Genomic DNA, 22,367 nt, shown 5'->3' with positions numbered 1-22,367 from the left:
CACCGGCCGCCGAGGCCGGCCTCGCCGCGGCCGCCGCCGCGGCGTCCGGCCCGTTTCCGGCGCCCGGTTCAGCCGGAGCGTTGGCGGGAACGGGAGCGGCGCCTGAGCGCGCGGCGCTCCACCTCGGTCGTACCGCCCCAGACGCCGATGCTCTGACCCGTGTCCAGGGCCCAGTCCAGGCACTGTTCCCGTACCGGGCAGGGCCCGCACACGGCCTTGGCCTGCTGTGCCTGCACCTGCGAAGGCCCGGTGGTGCCGATGGGGAAGAAGAGGTCGGGGTCCTCGTGACGGCACGCGGCATGTTCGCGCCAGTTGTCCATCGAAGTCTCCTCGGGTCGAAGTCGTCCGTGCCAGTCGAATGCGTGCTTCCATTTCGGGTGACCGGTCAGGACGGCATGAAACAAGGAGCCGGCGAGGGATCGTGCGGCGCGGACCGCGTCCCGGTCACTGCTCGCGCATGCCCCACGGGGAGCCGTACGCGGTCAGCAGGTCGAGGAACGGCCCGGCGGGGAAGGCCTCCGGGCCCAGGACGCCCGTGCCCGACCAGGCACCGGTGGCGAGGAGTTCGAGGGCGACGACCGGATTGACCGCCGTCTGCCACACCACCGCCTGACACCCGTACTCCGCCATGGACCACTGGTTGTCGACCACGTGATACAGGTACACCTCGCGCGGCGCCCCGTCCTTCGTGCCGCGCACCCAGGTGCCCGCGCAGGTCTTGCCGCGCATCCGCTCACCCAGCGTCGCCGGGTCCGGCAGACACGCGGCGACCACGTCCCGCGGTGAGACCGCGACCGGCCCGTCAGGGCCCGGCACGGTCACCGGTTCGGTGCGGTCAAGTCCCAGGCGGTGCAGGGTCTTCAGCGTCTCGACGAACTCCTGGCCCAGCCCGTACTTGAAGGTGACGCGGTCCGCGCCGACCCAGCGCGGCATCAGCAGCACCTCCTCGTGCTCCACGTTCACGCACTCCACCGGCCCGATCCCCTCGGGGAAGTCGAACACCTCGGGCTCGCTGAACGGGGCGGTGGTGAACCAGCCCCGTCCGGTCTCGTAGACGACCGGCGGGTTCAGGCACTCCTCGATGGTGGTCCAGATGCTGAAGGAGGGCGCGAAGTCGTAGCCGTCCACGGTGAGATCGGCGCCGTCGCGGACGCCGATCTCCTCGACGGTGTCGAAGAGTTCGTCGGCCGCGTAGCGGGCGAACACGTCCGACAGACCGGGCTCCACCCCCATGCCGACCAGGGCGAGCGCGCCCGCCTTCTCCCACTGACCGGCCAGCGCGAACTGCTCGTCGCCCAGCTTGACCCCGCACTCCTCGTACGGCCGCTCGGGGTGCGGCCGGGACAGCGACATCGCCATGTCGACATAGGTCGCGCCGGCCGCGCGCGCCGCCCGGAACAGGGGCATGACGAACCGCGGGTCGGTGGCGTTGAGCAGCACGTCGCAGCCGTGCCGGGAGAGCAGCGCGGCGACCGCGGACTCGTCGCCCGCGTCCACCTGTTCGGCCCGGAACCGGGCCCCGGCCTCACCGAGGGCCGCGACGGCCGCCTCGGCCCGCGCGGGGTCGTAGTCGGCGACCACCATCAGGTCGAGGAACGGACGCCGGGCCGCGATCCGGGTGATGGCGGTGCCGACCCCACCGGCTCCCACGAGCAGTACACGCATGACGGAAACTCCCTGCCTGACACGAACGGAACGGTCACGAACGGAAACGGAACATCGGGGCAGGCGCGCCTTGCCCGGAATCCAACGCCGGACGGTGGCGTAAGGTCAATGGCGTTGGCATAAGCCGGTCGAACCGGGCCGACACAGGAAGGATCATCGTGCCCAAGCCCGTCGTGCCCGAGGAGAGGCGCCGCCGGCGCCGTCCGACCCGCGGCGGCACCGTGCTGTCCGAGGAACTGATCGTCGCGACCGCGCTCCGGCTGCTGCGCGAGCACGGCAGCACCGGTCTCACCGCCCGCCGACTCGGTCTCGCCCTGGACTGCGATCCCAGCACGTTGTACCGGTACTTCCGGGGCATGGACGAACTGACCCTGGCCATCGGCGACGCGCTCATCGGTGAGGCGCTGGCCGGCTGGGAGCCGACCGGACGGTGGCGTGCGGACCTGCGGACGATCGGGCTGCGCATCCACGGCGTGTACGTCGCGCACCCGCAGGCGGCGCTGCTCACCGCCAACCGGGTCACCGGCCGCACCCATGAGCTGGCCGCCGACGAGGCCGTGCTGGACGTCCTGCGTTCGGCCGGGTTCTCCCTGCCGGAGACGGTCCGCGTCTACCACGCCTTCATCGACCAGACCCTGGCCTTCGCCGCCCTGGACTCCGCGTCACTCGCCCTGCCCAGTGCCTCCCAGCGCGCCGACGAGGACAAGTGGCACTCCACCTACGCCCGCCTGCCCCGCGCCACCCACCCCCGCATCGCCGAGGCGGCCCCGCTGCTGGCCCGGCGCATGGTCACCAGCGCCTATCCGACGGCCCTGGAGATGCTGCTGGACAGCGCGGCCGGACGGCTCGGCGCCCAGCAGCCCTGAGGGGCCTGCCCGCCCCGCGGTCCGTCCGGATCACCGGCGCAGCGCCCGGGCCGCCGTCCGAGTCACCGCCTCGGCCAGTGCCGCCAGGGCGGGGGAGTCGAGCTTCCACTGCTGCCAGTACAGGGGGAGGTCCACGCTTTGGTCCGGCGCCAGCAGGACGAGGCGGCCCGCGGCCAGCAGCGGACCGGCCTGGGCCTCCGGGAGCATGCCCCAGCCCAGCCCCGCGGCGACCGCGTCGGCGAAGCCCTCGGAGGTGGGTACATGGTGCCGCAGCGAACTCGCGGCCCCGCGGCCCAGCCGTCTGACGAACCCGTCCTGGAAGTCGTCCTTGCGGTCGAAGACCACGACGGGCGCCTCGGGCAGCCGATCCGGCAGGGGGCCGTCCAGATATCGCCCGGCGAACTCCGGCGTGGCGGCCGGCAGATAGCGCATCCGGCCCAGCGCACGTACCGAGCAGCCCGGCACCGGGTCGGGTGAGGAGGTCACCGCCGCCATCACCAGCCCCTCGCGCAGCAGCGCCGCCGTATGGGCCTCGTCCTCCCGGTGCAGCTCGAAGCAGAGCCCGGGCACCCGGGTGAGCGCCCCGAGGAACCAGGTCGCCAGCGAGTCGGCGTTCACCGCGACCGACACCCGCGTCGGCTCCCCGGCACCGCTCAGCCCCAGCTCGCCGCGCGCGTCCCGCTCCAGCCGCGCCAGTTGCCGGGCGAACCGCACCAGCACCGCCCCGGACTCCGTCGGCCGCACCGGCTTGGTGCGCTGGAGCAGCACCCGGCCGGTGCGCTGCTCCAGCGCCTTGACCCGCTGACTGACCGCCGACGGCGTCAGATGCAGGGCCGTGGCCGCCGCGTCGAACGTGCCCTCGTCCACCACGGCGAGCAGCGTCCGGACCTGCTCCAGGGGAAGCTCCGTCATCACAATCGCTAATGCTACGTAAAAATCTTTAGCTGTACGTGCGGTGATCGCCTCTCTAGCGTCGAGGACATGAACCACGCCCTGACCGCCGCGGCCGCCGGATTCGGCACCGGGCTCTCCCTGATCGTCGCCATCGGTGCCCAGAACGCCTTCGTCCTGCGACAGGGGGTGCGCCGGGACGCCGTACTCGCGGTGGTCGGCATCTGCGCCCTGTCCGACGCGCTGCTCATCGCGCTGGGCGTCGGCGGCGTCGGCGCGGTCGTGGTGGCCTGGCCGGGCGCGGTGCGGGCGGTCGGGCTCGTGGGCGGCGCGTTCCTGCTGTGCTACGGGGCCCTCGCCGCCCGTCGCGTCCTCCGGCCCGGCGACGGACTGCGGACGGAGGGCGAGGCTGTGGGCTCGCGGCGACGGGCGGTGCTCACCTGCCTGGCGATGACCTGGCTCAACCCGCACGTCTACCTGGACACCGTGTGCCTGCTCGGCTCCCTCGCCGCCGACCGCGGCCCGCTGCGCTGGACCTTCGGCCTCGGCGCGGCCCTGGCCAGCCTCTGCTGGTTCGCCGCCCTCGGCTTCGGCGCCCGGCTGCTCGGCCGGCTCCTCGCCCGGCCCACCGCCTGGCGGGTCCTGGACGGCCTGGTCGCGGTCACCATGCTGGCGCTCGGCGCCGTCCTGCTCCTCGACGCCTGAGCGTCCCCGACACCTGCGGACAGTGGCGGAAGATGTGGGCGGGCAGCCTCAGGAGTTCCTGCGATAGTGGGCCTCGAATCGAAAGATGTATCGAGCAACCTCTGACGAGCGACCAGGAACCCCGTGGACACGAGCGAGAGCAGCGGCACCGAACCGCATCCCACCGAAACCGGACACGGAACCACCGGTGTCGGCGCCCCGGCCGCGCCGGCCCCGCCCCGGCTCGGCTGGCGCCGCTGGGCGATGGACACCCGGCCGCTGCGCATCCCGGCCTTCCGGCGCCTGTGGTCGTCGACCATCGTCACCGCCGTCGGCAGCCAGCTGACCGCCGTCGCCGTGCCCAAGCAGATCTACGACATCACCCACTCCTCGGCCTGGGTCGGCTACGCCGGCCTCGCCGGGCTGGTGCCCATGGTGGTGTTCGCGCTGTGGGGCGGGGCGGTCGCCGACACGGTGGACCGGCGCAAGTTGCTGCTGGTCACCAACACCGGGATCGCCGTGACCTCGGTGCTGTTCTGGGCGCAGGCCGTCACGGGCCTGGACTCCGTCGTCGTGCTCATGCTGCTGCTCGCCCTGCAGCAGGCGTTCTTCGGCCTCAACTCCCCGGCCCGCAACGCCTCCATCGCCCGCCTGGTGCCGATCGGGGAACTGCCCGCGGCGAACGCGCTCGGCTCGACCGTGATGCAGACCGGCCTGGTCGTGGGACCGCTGCTGGCCGGTGTGCTGATCCCGGTCATCGGGCTGCCCGAGCTGTACCTGATCGACGCGCTGGCCCTGTGCGTCACCGTGTGGGCGGTGTTCCGGCTGCCCGCGCTGCCGCCGCTCGGCGAACGGCCCACCCGGCGGGCCGGAGTGCGCGAGATCGCGGCCGGCTTCCGGTACATCTCCGGGCACAAGGTGCTGCTGCTGTCCTTCCTCGCCGACATCGTGGCCATGGTTCTCGGCATGCCCCGCGCCCTGTTCCCGCAGCTCGCCGCGGAGACCTACGCCCCCTGGGGCGCGGGTCTGGCGCTCGGCGTGCTGTTCGCCGGAATCCCGGTCGGCGCGGTGCTCGGCGGACTGTTCTCCGGCGTCTTCTCGCGGGCGCGGCGGCACGGCTGGATGGTCATCGGCGCGGTCGTCGGCTGGGGCGTGGCCATCGCGGGGTTCGGGCTGAGCGGCAACCTCTGGGTGGCCTTCGCCTTCCTCGCCGCCGCAGGGCTCGCCGACATGGTCTCCATGGTGTTCCGCGGGGCTATCCTGCTGTCCGCCGCCACCGACGACATGCGCGGCCGGATGCAGGGCGTGTTCACCGTGGTGGTCGCGGGCGGCCCGCGCCTGGCCGACGTCCTGCACGGCACCGTCGGCTCGGTGTTCGGCCCCAGGGCCGCGGTGGCGGGCGGCGGCGCGCTGGTCGTCGTGGTGATGCTGGCGCTGGCCGCCGCGGTACCGGGCCTGCGCCGCTACCGGATCTGACGCGACGGGCCACGGGGCGGCCGCCGGGGGCCGTCCCGGTCGGCTCAGAGCGGCCCGCGCCGGCGGACCGCGTACTGGTCCATCAGCTTGCCCCGGGTGGTCTCCAGCCGGTGCGCGAGGATCTCGGCGACCGTCCGCACCAGTGACAGCCCGAGCAGCGGGTCCTCCACGCTCAGGGCGAGCACCGACGGCCCGTCGAACTCGTAGGCCCGTACGTTGCTGAAGGCCACCGCGCCGAAGTCCCACTGGTACGGCGGGAACAGCCAGGACCAGCCGAGCATGTCACCCGCGCCCAGCGTGGCCACGGTGACCCGCTGCCGGGACGTGACCTGCTGGTCCAGATGGACCGCGCCCGAGCGGATCACCCAGAAGCGGTCGGCGGTGCCGCCCGGCTCGAAGATCCGGGAGTCCTCCGGGAAGGAGACCTCCTTGGCCAGCTCCATCAGCCGCTCACGTTGCGCCTGCGGCAGGGCGGTCAGCAGTTTTATCGCTTTGGTCATGGCGCGGGACTCCTCGCCGGCAGCGGTCGGGGTGTGTTCCCCAAGCCCATTTCAGCCGCTGCCGCCGTCCCGGGCACCTCGAAGGAACGGCGCATGCCCCGGCGACGTGCTTCCGGGCATGAAAAAGCCCTGGCTGGACGGGGGAGACCAGCCAGGGCCGTATGCGGTGGTGATGGAGGACGGTTCCCGTCGACCCCGTCACCACGTATGTATGAACGATAAACCATCTTGCGGTCATTCACCCAATCGGGAGCGGGTCAGGTGACCTGTCTCACCCCGGTCCGTTCCGCCGGTGATGCGCCCGGGTCGACGATCTCCTCCAGCACGCGCAGCACCGCCTCGTACGCCCCGGCCCGGACGGACGCCTCCCGCGCCCCCTCCGGATCGGTCGCCGTCAGGCTCTGTGCCTGCTCAAGCCAGGCCCGCTCCTGCTCGGCCGCCCAGTCCTTGCCCCGCCTGATCCGCCGCAGCAGTTCGTCCGCGTCCACGACATCCGTCATACGGCCCCCCTACCCGCCCAACGCCCGGTGATGACAAGGGCGCCGACGGTGTTTGAGGGCGACGGGAAGGGTCAGGCGAAACGAGAGACCCGGTGATCCGGGCAGCACCAAGGGAGGGAAGGGATGCGCGAGACGCACAGGACCGACTCCCCGGCGGGACTGCGGGAGCCGTGCCGGTCACTGCCGGGCCGGCCGGCGGACGCCCGCAGAACCGTCCGGCAAGTGGTGGCCGAGCGCTGCCGCAGTAGCGCCATCCGCTGCGACGACGACGCGCTGGACGATGTCCTGCTGGTCACCTCGGAACTCACCACCAACGCCATCCTGCACGGCGGGGGCATCACCGGATTCGCCGTCGACGTCGACGGCGGCGGGGTGAGCGTGTCGGTCAGCGACCGCAGCGACGAGATACCGGTGGTCGAGGCACCGGTGGACGAGCGGAGCCGCAACCGGCCCGGAGGCCGCGGCTGGCCCATCGTGTGCCTGCTGGCCCGTGACGTCAGCGTGGCCGGGCTGCCCCGCGGAGGCAAGCGGATCACCGCCGTCGTGCCGCTGAGTTGAGAACGGTAGGAGAAGTTCCGTTAGCGGCGTTTGCCGCGCATGCGCAGGGGCAGACGGAACCTCGTGCTTCGGACCGGAGGCGCGCGCCCGGCGGGACGAGACGCCGCAGGCCCCCTCCGGAGGGCTGTGCTCCCATCCCACGGCGAACCCTGACAGCACCGTTCGGGCCAGGACGGAACCGCGGTTACGTCCCATGCCCGGAAACCACGTTCAGGAGCGATTCCGCATGCTGACCGACGAGTCGACAAGCTCTTCCGGCACCACCGCCGCCACCTCGACCTCCGCGTCCGGGCGGCGGACCCATGACGACGCCCCCGTCACCGCGGACCTCTTCGCCCGGCTGGCGGAGCTGGAGGACGGGCCCGAGCGGGAGACCGTGCGCGACGAGCTGGTGACCGCCTGGCTGCCCATGGCCCACCGGATAGCCGGTCGCTTCCGTGACCGCGGCGAGTCCGTGGAGGACCTGCGGCAGGTGGCCGCGCTCGGGCTGGTCAAGGCCATCGACCGGTTCGACCCGTCCCGAGGTGCCTTCGAGAGCTACGCCGTGCCGACCATCACCGGCGAGGTCAAGCGGCACTTCCGGGACCGGATGTGGGCCCTGCGGGTGCCCCGCCGCGTCCAGGAGCTGCGCAACCGGGTCCGGGTGGCCCGCCGTGAACTCACCCAGATGCCCGGCAGCCCCGAGCCCACCGCCGCCGCCATCGCGGCCCACACCGGCCTCACCGAGGAGGAGGTCGCCGCGGGCATGGAGGCGCTGGAGAGCTTCAGCACCCTCTCGCTGGACGCCGAGCTGTCCAGCGGCGACGACGGCTACAGCCTCGCCGACACGCTCGGCGCGGCGGACGGCGCGTACGACGTCGTCGTGGACCGCGAGGCCGCCAAGGAGGGCCTGCGCAGGCTGCCCGAACGGGAGCGGGCCATCCTCTACATGCGCTTCTTCGAGGACATGACGCAGAGCCGGATCGCCGACCGGCTCGGCATCTCCCAGATGCACGTCTCCCGGCTCATCAGCCGCAGCTGCGCCCGGGTGCGCGACGAGGTGCTGGGGCAGCGCCAGGGCAGCCGGAAGTCCCGGTGACCACCCGGCCCGGACCGGGCCCGCGCCGACGGGCCCGGTCCGGGTGAACGGTCACTTCACGCGGGGCTCGGGCGTGACCCCGAGCGGACGGCCCAGGCCCGACACCGCCTCGTCCAGCCGCTGCAGATGGCGCAGCACCCGGTCGGTCACCCGGCCGTAGCGCGGGCTGCGCAGGGTGCCCGGTTCCAGCAGGGACGCGATGCTGGGGCCGGTCTCGATCGTCGCCGCCGACCGCGGGTCCGCCACGTGCGCGGCGATCGCCTCGATGTTCTGCACGATCCGCCGGCCCACCGTGCGCAGCCGCGGATCCGCCGCTATGGACGCGTGCGTGGGCAGCAGCTCGGCGGTGGCCGCCAGGGAACGGGCGTGGTACGCGCAGGTCTCCAGCAGAGCCATGACGTAGCGGGCGGTGTCGCGGCGGGAGCGCAGCGGGGTGACCGGGTGGGTCAACGGCTGGGTGGCGGCCCGCAGATCGGCCAGCGCCTGGTCCAGCTCGCGGGCCTTGTCGACCAGGTCGACCGGCAGTCCGCCGCTGAGCTGGTCCGCGGCGGCGCGGGTGACCTCCGCCAGCTTCTCCAGAACGTCGGCGAGCAGGTCGTTGGTGCGCCGGTCGGTGTGGATCGGCAGCACCACCGCCGCCGCGATCACCCCGCAGGCCGCGCCCAGCGCCGTCTCCTCCACCCGCAGCACCAGCACCGACATGCTGTAGGTGTTCAGGAGCGTGTACAGCAGCCCCAGCATCGCCGTGACGAAGAACGACATCAGCGTGTACGACAGGGGCGCGGTGTAGAACATCGTGAAGACGAACAGCAGCACCAGCGCGAACGCCGTCCACGTGTGGTTCCCGACCAGTCCGGCGAGCCCGATGCCGGCCACCACGCCGAGCACCGTGCCGAGCAGGCGCCGGTAGCCCTTCACCAGGATCTCGCCGGTGGAGGAGGTGTTGATGAACACGATCCAGCAGGTCAGCACCGCCCAGTACCAGCGCTGGCTGGACAGCAGTTCGCCACCGGCGATGGCGAGCGCGGAACCGACCGCGACCTGTACGGCGGCCCGGGTGGTGGGCCGTCCCAGCCCGGCCGGCTCCGGCTTGTCGGCCTCGTCCTCCTCGCTGCCCTCGATGGCGGCGTCCTCGGCGTCCAGTTCCTCGCGGGAGCGGGCCGTCGCAGGGGAGTCGTCGGACTCGTCCTGCGGCCCGTCCAGCGCGATCCGCAGTCCGAGCACGGCCCGCCCGGCCTCACCGATGCCCCGGAAGACGTCCTGCACGGCCGGTGAGGCCTTCGGCAGGTTCTCCTCCTCGCGGTAGCCGAGCAGCCGGTTGCGCAGGTGCGCCAGCGCCGTCCCCGAGGCCTCGCCGGCCGGCCGCAGGACGAGCAGGCGCAGCGCCGCCAGATCCCGGCGCAGCTGCGCCGTGGCCCCGTCGCGCACCGGCAGCTCGCCACAGGAGGGCAGGGGAGCGCCGGGCAGGTGCAGGGTCAGGGTGTTGCTCCGCTCGGCGCTGCGCGCGGTGAGCAGCAGCAGCCCGAGCCGCTCGGCGGCGATCTCGGCGTCCGCGATCCGGCGCTGCAGCAGCCGCGCCGTCGCCTCGTCGGCGGTGCCGTCCGCCAGCCGGCCCTGGATCATCAGCGCCGTCTCGTGCAGCCGCGCGGTACGGGTGCGCAGCTCCTGGAGCACCTTGTCCACGTCGTCGGGACCGGCGTCCAGCAGCTCGAGCTGGGTGCCGAAGAGCTGGCCCAGCCGGGCGCGGAAAGCGCGCCGCAGCCGGTCCAGGGTGCCCGCCGGGGTCTGCGGCAGCAGGACGAAGCGGGCCAGGGCGGCGCAGCCGAACGCCAAGGTGATCACGACGTACAGGGCGGGCAGCGTGGCCGGGGTCGCGTGCACGAACAGCGAGAGGAAGTAGACCTGGAAGCCGACCAGGCCCAGCGCCGTGCCGCGGTCGCCGAACCTGCGGCCGTAGACCGCGCAGAAGATGAGCACGACGACGAACAGGTCGCCCGCGACGACCCGTTGGTTGAGCAGCGCCCCCAGCGAGACCGAGGCGAGTGCCACCGGCAGGCCCAGCGCGAGGGTGACGGCCTGCTGGGAGCGTTGCTTCTCCCGGATGGCGAAGGTCGCGACCATCGCCGAGATGGCCCCCGCGACCAGTTGCGGCACCGGGACCAGCAGCACACCCAGCACCGCCAGGGTGAGGGCGATGGCGGTCACCGTGCGCAGACCCGCGGTGAGCCTGAGCAGTCCGGGATCGGACGCGGCCAGCCGGTCCCACATCCGTGCCCACCCCGACCGAACCGCTTCCCTCACGCCGCCGCGCTCTCTCCCGTGCCAGTACTTGATCTACGAACCAGCATGGCACGAGGACCCGGACTACTCGTCCTCGGCCGATGTGTGCGCCACCAGGGCGTTGGCGTGGCCGTGGCCGAGACCGTGCTCGTCCTTCAGCCAGGCGACCAGCTCCATGTGCCGCGTCAGCGGCGAGGAGCGGATCAGCTCCTGCCACTCGCCCACCGGACGGCCGTACTTCCTCTCGATCGCGGGGAAGTAGCTCGCCGGGCCCTTCACGGTCTTCTCGGTCATGCCGGTGTCCCTCCGTGCCACGGTTCCTGATCACTGTGAAAGACCGCCGACCGGCTGGAAAGCGATCGGCGGTCCCCGGTGATCCCGGTCACATCAGGAGTTGTCCGCGGTCTGCCCCTCCACCTGGGCGCGCACCTGCTCCGGAGTCAGATAGGGGTCCGCGCACTCGAAGTCCTTCAGCCGGGCCGACTTGCGCGCCTGGAAGCCGGTGCGCACGAAGTCGTCGCCGGCGACCGCGTTCAGCAACCAGTTGGTCACGACCCGCGTCTTGGCGACGTTGGTGCGCAGCGCTGCGAGGTGATAGCCGCGGGCCACCGCCTGGGCCGGGACACCGCGCAGCTCGACGCCCAGCGGCTTGGACACGGCGTCCTTGCCGCCGAGGTCGACGACGAGCCCCAGGTCACGGTGCGCATAGGGCTCGAGCGGCTGGTCGCGCAGCGCCGCGATGACGTTGTCGGCGACCTTCTTGCCCTGGCGCAGGGCGTGCTGGGCCGTGGGCGGGCAGACCGCGCCGTCGCCCTTGGCCACGTCCGGCACGGCCGCCGAGTCGCCGAGCGCGAACACCCCGTCGTGACCGGGCAGGTTCATCTCGGCGTTCACCGCGAGCCTGCCCCGGACCGTCTCCGCGCCCAGCGTGGCGATGAGCGGGCTGGCGACCACACCGGCCGTCCAGATGAGGGTGTGGGTCGGCACCACCCGGCCGTCGGTGAAGGTGACCTCCTCCGCGCCGGCCTTGTCGATCGACACGCCCAGCGAGACGTCGATGCCGCGCCGCTTCAGGATCTCCTGCGCGCTGCGGCCGAGCTTGTCGCCCAGCTCCGGCATGAGCTTCGGCGCGATGTCGATCAGATGCCACTTGATCAGGCCCGGATCCAGCCGCGGGTAGCGCCGCACGGCCGCGTGCGTGAGCCGCTGCAGACAGGCCGCGGTCTCCGTGCCCGCGTAGCCGCCGCCGACCACCACGAACTGCAGCCGCGCGGCCCGCTCGGCCGGATCGTCGCTTGCGTCCGCGAGGTCGAGCTGCGAGATGACATGGTCCCGGATGTACGCGGCCTCGGCGAGGGTCTTCATCCCGAAGGCGTGCTCGGTGAGCCCCGGGATGTCGAAGGTGCGGGTCACACTGCCCGGCGCCAGCACGATGTAGTCGTACCGCTCGTTGACGATCTTGTCGGTGATGGTGCGCACGACGCAGACCTTCGACTTCAGGTCCACGCCGATCGCGCCGCCCGGGATGATCCGGGTGCGGTACTTGCTGCTGCGGCGCAGCGACACGGCGATCGACTGCGGCGTGAGCACGCCGGAGGCGACCTGGGGGAGCAGTGGGAGGTAGAGCTGATAGGCGAGCGGCGTCACCAGGGTGACGTCGGCCTCGTCGGGGGTGAGTTTCCGCTCCAGGCGGCGGACGCACTCGACTCCGGCGAAGCCTGCGCCAACCACCAGGATCCTGGGTCGTGTCACGGTGTCCATCCCTCTCTGCGGCTCCAGGCGGTCCGACTCGACGTCGTTCGCCTGCCCCGGATCGCTGTGACCATCTCGATCCCATCGCGACCCGGACCGTTCCGCCAGCCGGGTGCGGCAGGCAGACGAACGCGTGGGGGGCACCGGCGTGTCCCCGCGGAGCCGGAGTATCCGTATCCCGCACGACTACACGTCGCCACCGGGAACGGTCCGTGTGCGCCGTCACCAGGGCAGGAACACGTGGATGTCCTTGCCTTCGTCCTGGACCACGACGCTCACCTGGTCGCACAGCGTGTGCACCAGATGCCAGCCGATGCCGCCGCCGCCCGCGTTCGGGTGGAAGGGCCGCGGCTCGGGCCGGGTGGTGCTGGTGTCGTGCATCGTCACGTGCACCCCGTCGAAGGTGCGGCGCATGTGCAGGCCGAAGGGCCCGGGAGCGTACTGGATGACATTGGCGGCCAGCTCCGTGACCACCAGGAGGATGTCGTCCCAGTACTCCGGCGCGGCGGGAGGGGCGTTCCGCGCCAGGTCGCACAGGAACTCCTCGGCGGCGAGCCGGGCACCCGTGACATTGCGCAGCTCGCCCGAGAAGGAGTACGTACGCTCGTACCTCTCCTCCGAGGGCGGTGTCTCATCCCAACGCGGCTCCGTCGACATCTCGCATTCCCCGGCCCCGGCGGTGGGGGCCGGGCGGCCCCTTCCGACCAGGGCGGTCGTCGTTGCTGATCACTCCCTGCTGCGGGTTCCCAAAGCCGGGCCGGATATCCGTCCCGTTCGCGTCCCGGGGCCCCGCACGGAGTCCGGACCCTCCCCCGGCGGCCCGCGCGCACCCCCCGGCGGGCCGCGCGCACCCACTAACGGAAGACGTCGTCCGACTCGTCCCAGTCGGCCGGCTCCTCCGCGGACGGCCGCCGCGCCGCCCGGGACCGGGCCTCGTACATCGCGTCGATCTCGGCGGCGTAATGCCGCGCGATGGCGTCGCGACGCAGCTTCAGCGACGGCGTCAGCAGACCGTTGTCCGGGGCGAACGGCTCCGGGAGGACACGGTAGACCCTGATGGACTCGGCGCGGGACACCGCGCTGTTGGCCGAGGCGACGGCCCGTGCGATCTCCTCCATGAGCGCGCTCTCCTCGCGAGCCTCACGGCCCGGCGACTCGCCCTGCAGCGCCAGCGACGCCCGCCAGTGCGCGAGGAACTCCGGGTCCAGGGTGATCAGGGCCCCCACACAGGGCCGGTCGTCACCCACCACCACCGCCTGGTGCACCAGCGGATGCAGCCGCAGCCGCTGCTCCAGCGGTGCCGGCGCCACGCTCTTGCCGCTGCTGGTGACGACGACGTCCTTCTTGCGGCCGGTGATCGTCAGATACCCCTCGGAGTCCAGCCGGCCGATGTCCCCGGTGGCCAGCCAGCCGCCGCGCAGCGCGCCCCGGGTGCGTCCCTCGTCGCCGACATATCCCTGGAACACCGACGGGCCGCGCACCAGGATCTCCCCGTCGTCGGCGGTCCGGACCTCGGTCCCCGGCAGCGGACGGCCCACGGTCCCGGACTTCTCCCGGCCGAGCGGCTGCATGGTGATCCCGCCGGAACTCTCCGTCAGACCGTAGCCGTCGTGGAGGCGCAGGCCGATGCCCTCGTAGAACAGGGACAGTTCGCGGCTGAGCGACGAGCCGCCCGAGCTGCCCCGCGTCGCCCGGCCGCCGAGCGCCTCGCGCAGCTTGCGGTACACCGTCCGCTCGTACAGGGCGTGTTGCAGCCGCAGGTCCAGTCCGGGGCCCGGTCCGCGGCCGAGCCGCTTGCGCTCCTGGGCCCCGGCGAAGTCCCGCGCGGTCTGCGCGGCCCGCTCGAACAGGGCGCCGCGGCCCTCCTGGTGGGCCGTCCGCAGGAACGTCTTGTACAGCTTCTCGAACACAGACGGCACCCCGTACAGATACGTCGGCCGGAAGGCGCGCAGCGCCGAGGTGAGAGCGGCCCCGGTCATCTCGGGCTCGTGCGCCATCAGCACCCCGCCGCGCAGGCACACCTGCTGGATCATGATCCCGTACACATGGGAGAAGGGCAGGAAGGCGAGCACGGACGGCTGTTCGCCCGGCGGCGCCGCGGTGTGTCCCCAGCCGGCCAGCAGGGTGTCGCACGGGTAGGCCAGGCCGCGGTGGCTCAGCGCGCAGCCCAGCGCCCGGCCCGAGGTGCCCGAGGTGTAGGCGATGGCCGCCGTCGCGTCCGGCAGCACGATCCGGCGCAGCGAGTCCACCGTGGTCGGCGGGACCAGCGCGCCCTGTTCGGCCAGCCGGGGCAGGGCGCCCGCGTCCAGCTGCCAGACGTGCCGCAGGCGCGGCAGACCCGCGCACACGGTGCCCACGGTCATCGCGCCCTGTTCGTCCTCCACCACGATCGCCACGCAGTCGGCGTCCCGCAGGATCCACTCCACCTGGTCCCGCGAGGACATCGGATGCACCGGGACGACCTCGGCACCGACGGTCCACAGCGCGTGGGCGAACACCGTCCACTCGTACCGGGTCCGGGCCATCAGGGCCACCCGGTGCCCGGGCGAGATCCCGGCGGCCACCAGGCCCTTGGCCAGGTCGGTCACCTCGTCGCGCAGCTCGACCGCCGTCACCTCCTCCCACCCGCCGGGCGCCGCGTCCGAACGGCGGGCCAGGACCGGCAGGGCCGGGGTCCGTTCCGCCGTCTCGAAGACACTGTCGGCGAGCCCGCCGGTCAGCCGGCGTGCTGCTGCTGGAGCGAGGGCGTCGTCGCGCATGCGCTGCTCCCGGGGTGTACGGAGGGTGACTCCGCCGGTCGGCTCTGTGCCGGCGGTGCTCGAATCTAGCCCAGGGAACCGGTTTCGGGACCCGGATCAGGCAAGTCGTGATCGGGTGATGATCTGGGCGTGTCCGGGGGACTCGGGAGGCATGACTCATGTGAACCCCGATCCGGAGCCCGAGCGGACCACCGGGCTGGAACCCGGAGGCGGAGTCCCGCCAGGCGAGACACCGCCCGCCGAGAGCAGCATGCCGGAGGCCGGGCCCCGGGAGACGCACAATCCGACCAAGGGCTGGGCCAAGGCGCCGCTGACGCTCATCCTCGTCCTCGTCGCTCTTATCGCGGCCTTCTTCCTGGTCTACGCCCTCGTCCTGATCCTCTGAAGGACCGGCGGGCGCGGTCGGCACAGGGCGGGCGTCGTCAGTCCTGTGTGCGGCGCACACACTCGGTGACGACGTCCCGCAGGCTGCCGCCGCGCTCCATCAGCAGCCGCTGCTCGCGGGCGCCGTTGCCCCTGCGTAGCAGCGCCTCGACGGCCTCCTCGACGCGGGCCGCGTCCCCGCTCTCCCCGAGCGCGTCCGAGGTGTGCTCCAGCAGCGCGCGCAGCACCTCGGCGGCGGGACGGGGCCGCAGGGTGCGGGGATCGAGCAGGTTCTCGTCCAGGCCGGACCGGGCGGCCTGCCAGGCCGCCAGCCTCAGCAGGCTCACGCTGTGGTCGGCCGGTGCCCGGCCGTCCCGCCACTCCCGCGCCGCCGTCTCCACCAGGGCGCGGACCAGCGTGGCGACGAGGACGGCGGTGTCCGCGCGCAGGCACACGTCCGCCACCCGCACCTCCACGGTCGGGTAGGTCGCGGACAGCCGGGCGTCGAAGTAGACCATCCCCTCGTCCAGGATGACCCCGGTCGCCACCATGTCCTTCACCCGGCGGTGATACCGCTCGGCCGAGCCGAACAGCTCCGTCGGCCCCGCCGACGGCCAGCGCCCCCACACCCGGCTGCGGTAGCCGGCGTAACCGGTGTCCTGCCCCTGCCAGTAGGGCGAGTTGGCGCTCAGCGCGGTCAGCGCCGGCAGCCACGGCCGGATCCGGTCGAGGACGGCGACGCCCTCCTCGTCGGACTCCACCGACACGTGCACATGGCAGCCGCACACCAGTTGCTCCTGGGTGGCGATGCCGTACTGCCCGGCCATCCACTGGTAGCGGTCGTTCATGCTGATCGACGGGCTGACCGGGAGCGGGGAGCTGGCGAGCGCGGCGACCGCGCAGCCGATCTCCCCGGCGTGCCGCGCCGCCTCCTTGCGGCAGCGCACGATCTCCGCGCCGAGAGCCGCCATGTCCGACTGCGGATGCGTGGCGAACTCCAGCATCTGCCCGAACAGCTCCTTCTCGAAGACGTCCTGTCCGGGATCGTCCTGAGCGGCGCGGGCCAGGACGGCGGCCGACAGTGCCCTCGGCTCGCCGCTGTCCGGGTCGACCAGAAGGAGTTCCTCCTCCACTCCCACCGTGCGCAAGGTCGTGCCGTCCTTCCGTCCGTGCCCCCAGGGGCAGCCGCGAGTCTGTACGACCCCGACTGCCCCTGGGGCGGCGGTCGACACCTGCGGGTCAGCGCTCCGGGCTCAGCCAGATCGTGGCGAGCGGCGGCAGGGTGAGCCGCAGCAACCCGTCCTCGGGCTTGAGCGCCCCGGGAGCACCGACGCCGACACCACCGCCGCCGTAGCGGACGTCGTCGGTGTTCAGCGCCTCCGCCCAGGCGGGAACCTCCTCGGGCACCCACAGGCGGTAGTCGTGCCGGACGACCGGGGAGAGGTTCGACACCGCCAGCAGCGGGGACCCGCCGGCGTCGAACCGAAGGAACGCGAAGACGTTGTCGTCGGCCGCGTCGCACAGCACCCAGCGGAAGCCGCCCGGGTCGGTGTCCCGCTGCCACAGCGCGGGGGTGTCCCGGTACAGCGTGTTCAGGTCCCGGACCAGGTCCCGCACACCGCGGTGGTCACCGGCCGCGCAGTGGTCCGCGTCCAGCAGCCACCACTCGGGCCCATGTGCCTCGGAGAACTCGCCGCCCTGCGCGAACTCCTGGCCCATGAAGAGCAGTTGCTTGCCGGGATGCGCCCACATGAAGCCGAGGTAGGCACGGTGGTTGGCCCGCCGCTGCCACCAGTCGCCCGGCATCTTGGACACCAGCGCCTGCTTGCCGTGCACGACCTCGTCGTGGGAGATGGGCAGGACGTAGTTCTCGGTGTAGGCGTACACCATCGAGAAGGTCATCTCGTTGTGGTGGTACTTGCGGTGCACCGGTTCCTTCTGGATGTACTCCAGCGAGTCGTGCATCCAGCCCATGTTCCACTTCAGCCCGAAGCCGAGCCCGCCGCCGTCCGTCGGCCGGGTCACCCCGTCCCAGGCGGTGGACTCCTCGGCGATGGTCACGACCCCGGGGCAGCGCCGGTAGACGGTCGCGTTCATCTCCTGCAGGAAGGCGACCGCGTCCAGGTCCTCCCGGCCGCCGAAGACGTTCGGCGTCCACTGCCCGGAGTCGCGCGAGTAGTCCCGGTAGAGCATCGAGGCGACGGCGTCCACGCGCAGTCCGTCGATGTGGAACTCCTCGCACCAGTACACCGCGTTGGCGACCAGGAAGTTGCGCACCTCGGTACGCCCGTAGTCGAACACGAACGTGCCCCAGTCCGGATGCGTGGCACGCTGGGCGTCCCCGGGTTCGTACAGCGGGTCCCCGTCGAAGCCGGCCAGCGCCCAGTCGTCCTTCGGGAAGTGCGCCGGCACCCAGTCCATGATCACGCCGATCCCGGCCCGGTGGCAGGCGTCCACGAAGTACCGGAAGTCGTCCGGGGTGCCGAGCCGGGCGGTCGGGGCGTAGTAGGAGGTGACCTGGTAGCCCCAGGAGGGGCCGTAGGGGTGCTCCATGACCGGCATCAGCTCGACGTGGGTGAAGCCCATGTCCTTGACGTACGCCGGGAGCTGCTCGGCCAGTTCCCGGTAGGTCAGCCCCTTCCGCCAGGACGGCAGATGGACCTCGTACACCGAGAACGGCGCCTCGTGCACCGGGGTGTCGGCGCGGTGCGCCAGCCAGTCCCCGTCCCCCCACTCGTGGTGCGCGGCCGTCACGACGGAGGCCGTGTCGGGCGGTGCCTCGGTACGGCGCGCCATCGGGTCCGCCTTGAGGAACCGGTCGCCGTACCGCGAGGTGATCTCGAACTTGTAGCGCGCCCCCTCGCCGATGCCGGGCAGGAACAGCTCCCACACGCCGGACGCGCCGAGGGAGCGCATCGGGTACTGCGTGCCGTCCCAGTACGTGAAGTCCCCGGCGACGCGCACGCCCTGGGCGTTCGGCGCCCAGACGGTGAAGCGGGTGCCCGCCACGTCGCCGTGGGTCATGGGCTCGGCGCCGAGCGCCTGCCACAGCCGCTCGTGCCGGCCCTCGCGGATCAGATGGAGGTCCAGCTCGCCGAGCGCGGGCAGGAAGCGGTACGGGTCGTGCGTCTCCTGTTCGCCGTCGTCGTAGACCACCCGCAGCGTGTAGGACGGGATCTCGTCGTACGGCAGGACGGCGGCGAAAAGACCGCCTCCCTCCGAGGCGAGGTCCTGGTGCTCGCCGTCGGCCACGACGCTCACGGCGCGGGCGTTCGGGCGCAGCGCCCGGAACAGGACGCCGCCCGGCACCGGGTGGGCGCCCAGCACGGCGTGCGGGTCGTGGTGAGCGCCGCCCAGCAGGCGGTCGCGCTCCGCGGGATCGAGCGCCGGGGCCGCGACCGCGGCGGGTCCGGCGGCCTCGGGAAGCACGGTGTCGCGCAGTCCCATGACGTCAGCCTCCCCACACGGCGAGCCGCTTGATCGCCGCCATCGGTACCGGCAGCCAGTCCGGTCGGTGTCTCGCCTCGTACAGCACCTCGTAGACCGCCCTGTCCGTCTCGTGCGCGCGCAGCAGCGCGTGCTTCTTGCGTGGGTCCCAGCCGGCGCGGGCCGCGTAGCCCGCGCAGAACGCCTCCCGGCAGCGGCGCGCCCACTCGGGACGCCAGGGGCGGCGCTGCCGGGCCGCGTAGTCGAAGGAGCGCAGCATCCCGGCCACGTCCCGCACCGGGGACTGCGCGGCCCGCCGCTCGGCGAGCGGCCGGGACGGCTCCCCCTCGAAGTCGATGACGAACCAGTCGCGCCCCGCGCGCAGCACCTGCCCGAGGTGCAGATCGCCGTGGATGCGCTGGGCGGGCGGCCCGGTGTCGCAGGTGGCCAGCGCGCCGAACGCGGCGCGCAGCCCGGGGATGTAGGGCCGCAGCCCCGGCACGGCGTGCGCGGCGGCGTCCAGCCGGGCGCACATCGCCTCCGCCGTATGCCCGTTCTCGCCCGGTCCGGCGGGCGGGAAGGCCTCGGCCAGCGCCAGGTGCACCTCGGCCATGGCCCGGCCCAGTTCGCGGGCCTCGGTGGTGAAGTCGTCGCCGGAGGCGAGCGCGCGCAGGGCCAGCGTCCAGCCGTCGGTCGCGTCGGGCAGGAACGGCTGCAGCACGCCCAGCGTGGCCGGCCGGGGAGCGGTCGTGCTGAACCAGGCGACCGGGGCCGGCACCCGGGCGCAGCCCTGCGCGGCCAGCGCGCCGGGCACCTCCAGGTCGGGGTTGACGCCCGGCTGGATGCGGCGGAACAGCTTCAGGATGTACGCGTCGCCGTAGACGATCGAGGAGTTGGACTGCTCGGCGTCCAGCAGCCGCGGCGGCAGCCCGCCGGGCAGCTCCAGGGCCGGGGCGGTCTCGAAGCGCAGCGGACCCGCCGAGCCTGGGCGGCGCAGCCGCTCCAGGAGCAGATGGGCGGAGCGCGGGTCGTGCAGGGCGTCGTAGACGGCGAGTCCGGCCAGCGGTCCCTCCCCGGCCCGGCCGATGAACGCCCGCTCCAGCCGCGGGGCGACGTGCTCGCGCAGCCCGAGCAGGAGCTGGTAGCAGTCGCCGGGCGGGGGAGTGCCGCCCGGTGTGGGCACCGGCGCGTGCGAGGCGTGCACCAGCAGGTGCAGGCACCCGGGGAACAGCTCGGTCACGGACAGCACCGACAGATCGGTGACGGGCCGGTCCTTGCCCGCGAACCAGCGTTGCTCGGGCAGCCATTCGCGCAGCAGCCCGCCCAGCGAGGCCAGCGGCCGGTCGGCTTCGGCCGCGGTTCTCGGTCGGAGGGTGATGGTCTTCGGCATGGTGACGCGTCCTTTCCTCGGCGCCGGGCGCTAGCGGCGGCGGCCGATGCGGGATGCGACTCGGGTGAGCCGGAACCAGTAGAAGCCGTGGCCCGCGAGGGTCAGCAGGTACGGCAGTTCACCGATGGCGGGGAACCGCACCCCGCCGATCAGCTCCACGGGGTGCCGTCCGTCGTAGGCCCGCAGGTCGAGTTCGGTGGGCTGCGCGAACCGGGAGAAGTTGTTGACGCACAGCACCAGGTCGTCGCCGTACTCGCGCAGGAACGCCAGGACCGCCGGGTTGGACGACTGCAGCTCGGTGTAGGACCCGAGGCCGAAGGCGGGGTTCTGCTTGCGGATCTCGATCATGCGGCGCGTCCAGTGGAGCAGGCTGGACGGGGAGGACATGGACGCCTCGACGTTGGTGACCTGGTAGCCGTAGACCGGGTCCATGATGGTGGGCAGGAAGAGGCGCCCCGGATCGCACAAGGAGAAGCCGGCGTTGCGGTCGGGGGTCCACTGCATGGGGGTGCGGACGGCGTCGCGGTCGCCGAGCCAGATGTTGTCGCCCATGCCGATCTCGTCGCCGTAGTACAGGATCGGGCTGCCGGGCAGGGACATCAGGAGGGCGGTGAACAGCTCGATCTGGTTGCGGTCGTTGTCGAGCAGGGGGGCGAGGCGGCGGCGGATGCCGATGTTGGCGCGCATCCGCGGGTCCTTGGCGTACTCGGCCCACATGTAGTCGCGTTCCTCGTCGGTGACCATCTCCAGGGTCAGCTCGTCGTGGTTGCGCAGGAAGATGCCCCACTGGCAGTTCGACGGGATCGAGGGGGTCTTGGCGAGGATCTCGGAGACCGGGTAACGGGACTCGCGGCGTACGGCCATGAAGATGCGCGGCATGACGGGGAAGTGGAACGCCATGTGGCACTCGTCGCCGCCGGAGGCGTAGTCGCCGAAGTAGTCGACCACGTCCTCGGGCCACTGGTTGGCCTCCGCCAGCAGGACCGTGTCGGGGTACTGGGCGTCGATCTCCTTGCGGACCCGCCTCAGGAACTGGTGCGTCGCCGGCAGGTTCTCGCAGTTGGTGCCCTCCTCCGCGTAGAGATAGGGGACCGCGTCGAGACGGAAGCCGTCGATGCCCAGGTCCAGCCAGAACTTCAGGGCGGCCAGGATCTCCTCCTGGACGGCCGGGTTCTCGTAGTTGAGGTCCGGCTGGTGGGAGAAGAAGCGGTGGAAGTAGTACTGGCCGCGCACCGGGTCGAAGGTCCAGTTGGAGACCTCGGTGTCGACGAAGATGATCCGCGCGTCCTCGTAACTCTTGTCGTCGTCGGCCCACATGTAGTAACCGCCGTAGGGACCGGCGGGATCCTTGCGGGACTCCTGGAACCACGGGTGCTGGTCGCTGGTGTGGTTCATGACGAAGTCGATGATGACGCGCATGCCGCGCTGGTGCGCCGCGTCCACGAACTCCACGAAGTCCGCCAGGTCGCCGAACTCGGGCAGTACGGCGGTGTAGTCGGCGACGTCGTAACCACCGTCCCGCAGAGGGGACTTGAAGAACGGCGGCAGCCAGAGACAGTCCACTCCCAGCCACTGGAGGTAGTCGAGCTTGGCGGTCAGGCCCTTGAGATCGCCGATGCCGTCGCCGTCACTGTCGTGGAACGAGCGAACGAGCACCTCGTAGAAGACGGCGCGCTTGAACCACTCCGGATCCCGGTCCTTGGCGGGAGTGTCCTCGAAAGTGTCCGGCACGGGGTCATTGACAGTCATGACGCTGAGGGCCCTCCGATCTGGGGCGTCGATCGCCCGACGTGGAGCACGTGCGCCGGCGTCCGGCCGGGCGTGAGACGCACGTAGTTGGTCCTGCCCCAGTGATAGCTCTCACCTGTCAGTTCGTCGTGCACGGACAGGTCGGCGTTCCAGTCCAGGCCGAGTTGCGGCATGTCCAACGAGACCGTGGCCTCCTGGGTGTGGTGCGGGTCGAGGTTGACGACCACGATGACCGTGTCCGGGCCCGTGCTCTTGCTGTAGGCGAGCACGTTGTCGTTGTCCGTCCGGTGGAAGCGGAGGTTCCGCAGACGCTGCAGCGTGGGGTGCTGCCGGCGGATGGTGTTGAGCCGGGTGATGAGGGGGGCGATGGTGCGGCCCTCGCGTGCGGCGGCTTCCCAGTCCCGGTGTTTGAGCTGGTACTTCTCGGAGT

The 22,367-nt window shown here is 72.2% G+C and carries 21 protein-coding genes; 6 read left to right on the top strand and 15 right to left on the bottom strand.

Annotated features, from left to right (window positions below):
- Window positions 1-68: 68 nt before the first annotated feature.
- The gene (locus ACFVVO_RS06925; RefSeq protein ID WP_390052405.1) at window positions 69-320 is read right to left on the bottom strand and encodes a WhiB family transcriptional regulator; all 252 of its coding nucleotides are present in this window, start codon (window positions 318-320) and stop codon (window positions 69-71) included.
- A 124-nt stretch (window positions 321-444) separates the two neighbouring features.
- The gene (locus tag ACFVVO_RS06920) at window positions 445-1,665 is read right to left on the bottom strand and encodes a saccharopine dehydrogenase family protein (protein ID WP_390052403.1); all 1,221 of its coding nucleotides are present in this window, start codon (window positions 1,663-1,665) and stop codon (window positions 445-447) included.
- 158 nt (window positions 1,666-1,823) lie between these two features.
- On the opposite strand from ACFVVO_RS06920, the gene ACFVVO_RS06915 reads away from it, so the two are divergent.
- Window positions 1,824-2,531: a TetR/AcrR family transcriptional regulator gene (locus ACFVVO_RS06915; protein ID WP_390052402.1), complete on the top strand. Its 708-nt coding sequence runs from the start codon at window positions 1,824-1,826 to the stop codon at window positions 2,529-2,531.
- Window positions 2,532-2,561: 30 nt separating this feature from the next.
- Here ACFVVO_RS06915 and ACFVVO_RS06910 read toward each other — a convergent pair whose 3' ends face one another.
- Window positions 2,562-3,446, bottom strand: coding sequence for a LysR family transcriptional regulator ArgP (locus tag ACFVVO_RS06910; protein ID WP_390052400.1), 885 nt, complete (start codon window positions 3,444-3,446; stop codon window positions 2,562-2,564).
- A 66-nt stretch (window positions 3,447-3,512) separates the two neighbouring features.
- Between ACFVVO_RS06910 and ACFVVO_RS06905 the strand changes: the two genes are divergently transcribed.
- Together ACFVVO_RS06905 and ACFVVO_RS06900 are read left to right on the top strand one after the other, a co-directional pair.
- Window positions 3,513-4,127: a LysE/ArgO family amino acid transporter gene (locus ACFVVO_RS06905; protein WP_390052399.1), complete on the top strand. Its 615-nt coding sequence runs from the start codon at window positions 3,513-3,515 to the stop codon at window positions 4,125-4,127.
- Window positions 4,128-4,250: 123 nt separating this feature from the next.
- Window positions 4,251-5,582 carry an MFS transporter gene (locus tag ACFVVO_RS06900; protein ID WP_390052397.1) on the top strand — a complete coding sequence of 444 codons (1,332 nt, stop codon included), beginning with the start codon at window positions 4,251-4,253 and terminating at the stop codon, window positions 5,580-5,582.
- 44 nt (window positions 5,583-5,626) lie between these two features.
- Here the strand turns inward: ACFVVO_RS06900 and ACFVVO_RS06895 are convergent, their stop codons facing one another.
- Both ACFVVO_RS06895 and ACFVVO_RS06890 read right to left on the bottom strand, forming a co-directional pair.
- A complete protein-coding gene (locus ACFVVO_RS06895; RefSeq protein ID WP_351673390.1) occupies window positions 5,627-6,082 on the bottom strand; it encodes a cyclic nucleotide-binding domain-containing protein in 456 nt (151 codons plus the stop codon).
- A 257-nt stretch (window positions 6,083-6,339) separates the two neighbouring features.
- Window positions 6,340-6,582, bottom strand: coding sequence for a hypothetical protein (locus ACFVVO_RS06890; RefSeq protein WP_390052395.1), 243 nt, complete (start codon window positions 6,580-6,582; stop codon window positions 6,340-6,342).
- A 123-nt stretch (window positions 6,583-6,705) separates the two neighbouring features.
- Here ACFVVO_RS06890 and ACFVVO_RS06885 point away from each other — a divergent pair, with 123 nt between their 5' ends.
- Complete coding sequence (locus tag ACFVVO_RS06885; RefSeq protein WP_390052393.1) at window positions 6,706-7,140, top strand: ATP-binding protein; 435 nt, start codon at window positions 6,706-6,708, stop codon at window positions 7,138-7,140.
- Window positions 7,141-7,366: 226 nt separating this feature from the next.
- The gene (locus ACFVVO_RS06880) at window positions 7,367-8,218 is read left to right on the top strand and encodes a SigB/SigF/SigG family RNA polymerase sigma factor (RefSeq protein ID WP_390052391.1); all 852 of its coding nucleotides are present in this window, start codon (window positions 7,367-7,369) and stop codon (window positions 8,216-8,218) included.
- 51 nt (window positions 8,219-8,269) lie between these two features.
- Here the strand turns inward: ACFVVO_RS06880 and ACFVVO_RS06875 are convergent, their stop codons facing one another.
- The 5 genes from ACFVVO_RS06875 to ACFVVO_RS06855 form a co-directional block, all read right to left on the bottom strand.
- A complete protein-coding gene (locus ACFVVO_RS06875) occupies window positions 8,270-10,486 on the bottom strand; it encodes an FUSC family protein (protein ID WP_390052389.1) in 2,217 nt (738 codons plus the stop codon).
- A 96-nt stretch (window positions 10,487-10,582) separates the two neighbouring features.
- Window positions 10,583-10,792 (bottom strand): DUF4287 domain-containing protein, encoded by a 210-nt coding sequence (locus ACFVVO_RS06870; protein ID WP_390052387.1) that lies wholly within the window; start codon window positions 10,790-10,792, stop codon window positions 10,583-10,585.
- A 93-nt stretch (window positions 10,793-10,885) separates the two neighbouring features.
- The gene (locus ACFVVO_RS06865) at window positions 10,886-12,259 is read right to left on the bottom strand and encodes an NAD(P)/FAD-dependent oxidoreductase (RefSeq protein ID WP_390052385.1); all 1,374 of its coding nucleotides are present in this window, start codon (window positions 12,257-12,259) and stop codon (window positions 10,886-10,888) included.
- Window positions 12,260-12,472: 213 nt separating this feature from the next.
- Window positions 12,473-12,907: an ATP-binding protein gene (locus tag ACFVVO_RS06860; RefSeq protein WP_390052384.1), complete on the bottom strand. Its 435-nt coding sequence runs from the start codon at window positions 12,905-12,907 to the stop codon at window positions 12,473-12,475.
- Window positions 12,908-13,104: 197 nt separating this feature from the next.
- Window positions 13,105-15,009 carry an AMP-dependent synthetase/ligase gene (locus ACFVVO_RS06855; RefSeq protein ID WP_390052383.1) on the bottom strand — a complete coding sequence of 635 codons (1,905 nt, stop codon included), beginning with the start codon at window positions 15,007-15,009 and terminating at the stop codon, window positions 13,105-13,107.
- Window positions 15,010-15,160: 151 nt separating this feature from the next.
- On the opposite strand from ACFVVO_RS06855, the gene ACFVVO_RS06850 reads away from it, so the two are divergent.
- The gene (locus ACFVVO_RS06850; protein WP_359553176.1) at window positions 15,161-15,394 is read left to right on the top strand and encodes a DUF6480 family protein; all 234 of its coding nucleotides are present in this window, start codon (window positions 15,161-15,163) and stop codon (window positions 15,392-15,394) included.
- Between the two features lie 37 nt (window positions 15,395-15,431).
- On the opposite strand, the gene ACFVVO_RS06845 is transcribed toward ACFVVO_RS06850, so the two are convergent.
- From ACFVVO_RS06845 to ACFVVO_RS06825, 5 genes are all read right to left on the bottom strand, one after another.
- A complete protein-coding gene (locus ACFVVO_RS06845; RefSeq protein WP_390052381.1) occupies window positions 15,432-16,520 on the bottom strand; it encodes a glutamate--cysteine ligase in 1,089 nt (362 codons plus the stop codon).
- A 91-nt stretch (window positions 16,521-16,611) separates the two neighbouring features.
- The gene (gene glgB / locus ACFVVO_RS06840; protein WP_390052380.1) at window positions 16,612-18,819 is read right to left on the bottom strand and encodes a 1,4-alpha-glucan branching protein GlgB; all 2,208 of its coding nucleotides are present in this window, start codon (window positions 18,817-18,819) and stop codon (window positions 16,612-16,614) included.
- A gap of 4 nt (window positions 18,820-18,823) precedes the next feature.
- The gene (locus ACFVVO_RS06835) at window positions 18,824-20,188 is read right to left on the bottom strand and encodes a maltokinase (RefSeq protein ID WP_390052378.1); all 1,365 of its coding nucleotides are present in this window, start codon (window positions 20,186-20,188) and stop codon (window positions 18,824-18,826) included.
- A 30-nt stretch (window positions 20,189-20,218) separates the two neighbouring features.
- Window positions 20,219-21,937 carry a maltose alpha-D-glucosyltransferase gene (gene treS / locus ACFVVO_RS06830; RefSeq protein ID WP_390052376.1) on the bottom strand — a complete coding sequence of 573 codons (1,719 nt, stop codon included), beginning with the start codon at window positions 21,935-21,937 and terminating at the stop codon, window positions 20,219-20,221.
- A partial coding sequence (locus ACFVVO_RS06825) for an alpha-glucosidase C-terminal domain-containing protein (protein WP_390052374.1) occupies window positions 21,934-22,367 on the bottom strand: 434 nt, incomplete at its 5' end. The genes ACFVVO_RS06825 and treS, both read right to left, overlap by 4 nt.

This window comes from Streptomyces sp. NPDC058145 (genome assembly GCF_042884245.1).
Classification (GTDB): domain Bacteria; phylum Actinomycetota; class Actinomycetes; order Streptomycetales; family Streptomycetaceae; genus Streptomyces.
Note: the sequence above shows the minus strand (reverse complement) of the source record. Positions and strands in the feature narration are given on the sequence as shown.